Annotated in this window: 3 protein-coding genes; 1 reads left to right on the plus strand and 2 read right to left on the minus strand. The window is 66.0% G+C overall.

The features are described from left to right. Positions 1–386, plus strand: a 386-nt coding sequence (locus tag AOK24_RS39235) for a winged helix-turn-helix transcriptional regulator (RefSeq protein WP_055724704.1), incomplete at its 5' end; no start/stop codon positions are given. A gap of 70 nt (positions 387–456) precedes the next feature. On the opposite strand, the gene AOK24_RS39240 is transcribed toward AOK24_RS39235, so the two are convergent. After that, complete coding sequence (locus AOK24_RS39240; protein ID WP_055724705.1) at positions 457–681, minus strand: DUF397 domain-containing protein; 225 nt, start codon at positions 679–681, stop codon at positions 457–459. Next, entirely contained in the window at positions 678–1,544 is an 867-nt protein-coding gene (locus AOK24_RS39245) for a helix-turn-helix domain-containing protein (protein ID WP_055724706.1), read from the minus strand. The genes AOK24_RS39240 and AOK24_RS39245 overlap by 4 nt, the downstream gene beginning before the upstream one ends. Positions 1,545–1,746: the final 202 nt, after the last annotated feature.

Genomic DNA, 1,746 nt, shown 5'->3' on the forward strand with positions numbered 1-1,746 from the left:
AAGCGGAGTACAACGCGTTCCTGGAGCTGTGCCCCAGCCGCGAGCTCCTCGACCGGATCTCCGACAAGTGGGTCGTCCTGATCCTGTGCGCACTGGCCGGCGAGACCACCACCCCGCCCGCCCCCAAACCCCTGCGCCACTCCGAACTCGCCCGCCTCCTGGCCGGCGCCACCCAGAAAATGCTCACCCAGACCCTCCGCTCCCTCGAACGCGACGGCCTCCTCACCCGCACCGTGACCCCCACGGTCCCCGCGACCGTCACCTACGAACTGACCCCCCTCGGCCTCTCCCTCCACCACCTGACCCGCGGCCTCCGAGAGTGGGCCCAGACCGAAATGGACCACGTCCTGACCAACCGCGAGTCCTACGACGCGGGCTCTCCCTGACAGGCCGCACAGCAGAGCCTTGCCACCCCGACCGGACGCGGGCGGCAAGGCTCGACTGCGAAGGAACGGGCTACGGCAGGAGAAGGCTGCGCTGACCCTGCGCGACTCCGCCGGTGAAGGCACGGTAGTCGTCCTCGGAGATGATGAGGACCTTGGCGTCGGGGTCGCCGACGTCGTTGGAGTCGCGGAGGGCGACCACGCCATCGATGAAGGCGACCTCAAGGCAGTTGTCGCCGCCGTTGCTCAGGTCGCTCTTGACCCACGTGGCATCGGTGAGGTCGATCTTCTTGTTCATGAATAGCGATCCTTGATCAAATCGTGGATTGCGCGCCGTGAGGCTTCGGTGTCCAGCGCCTCGCTGCGCAGGTGGCCGAACGCCATCTCGTAGCGCCCGATGTCGCTATCTTCCTCCAGGTAGAGGGAGGTTGTCATCGGCTCGACCACGACCACGGGTGGTCCGACGGGGAAATGCAGCAGATGGAACGGCCCGTCGAAGCCCGCGTGCGCGCCCTGGGAGAAGGGCAGTATCTGGAGCGCCACGTGCTTGTGCTCCTCGGTCACCGCCAGCAGATGTTCGAGCTGAGCCTTCATCACCGGCTTCCCTCCGACCTCCCGCAGCAGCGCGGATTCGTCGAGCACACACCACAGGTGCAGGGGGCTCTCCCGGAGAAGCGCCTCCTGCCTGGCCATGCGGAGTTCGACGAAGTTGCTGATCTCCCGGGCGGTCTGCCACTTACGGCTGCGTTCCACGATCACCCGGGCATAGTCGGGGGTCTGGAGCAGGCCGGGGACGATCCACGCGAACGTCTCGCACTTGGAGGCCAGTTCCTCCAGGTGCAGGTACTCGGCGAAGGGGTCGCGGACCGACTGCCGGTACTGGTCGAACAAGTTGGCCCGCTTGTTCGAGTTCGCCAGCGACGCCAACTTGCGGATCTTCTCGATGCGGTCCTTCTTCTGGAGCCCGTACACCTCGAAGAAGCCGGCGAGCGCGATCCCCGGCACCCGCTGCTTGCCGTTCTCGATCTTGCTCAAGGCTGACGCGCCCGACAGGCACAGACGTTCGGCGGCCTCGGTCAGGCTCATCCCCGTCGCCTTGCGCAGGGCGCGCAGCTCCAGGCCCAAACGCCTTCTGTGCAGGTTGGGTTGGGCGTCGGTCATGTTTCGCACCTCCTTGCGCGGAGGGTACCGCCGCGCGCAAGCCGACGGGCCCATTTGCGCGTACAGCACCCTTTGGAGTGAGAGAGCTTGCGAGACAATTTTCTTTCCGGAACATTACTAGCCAGGCGACCGCCAACTTCCAACCCCGCCCCAGGAGTTGATGTGCTGATCAGCCACGGCCCCCCGGCGTTGACGGCTTCCA

Origin of the sequence: Streptomyces niveiscabiei (genome assembly GCF_001419795.1) — a bacterium.
GTDB classification, from domain to species: Bacteria; Actinomycetota; Actinomycetes; order Streptomycetales; family Streptomycetaceae; genus Streptomyces; species Streptomyces niveiscabiei.

Coding starts and splice junctions, on each gene's coding strand:
- AOK24_RS39240 (WP_055724705.1), bottom strand. CDS start 681: ATGAACAAGAAGATCGACCTCACCGATGCCACGTGGGTCAAGAGCGAC.
- AOK24_RS39245 (WP_055724706.1), bottom strand. CDS start 1,544: ATGACCGACGCCCAACCCAACCTGCACAGAAGGCGTTTGGGCCTGGAG.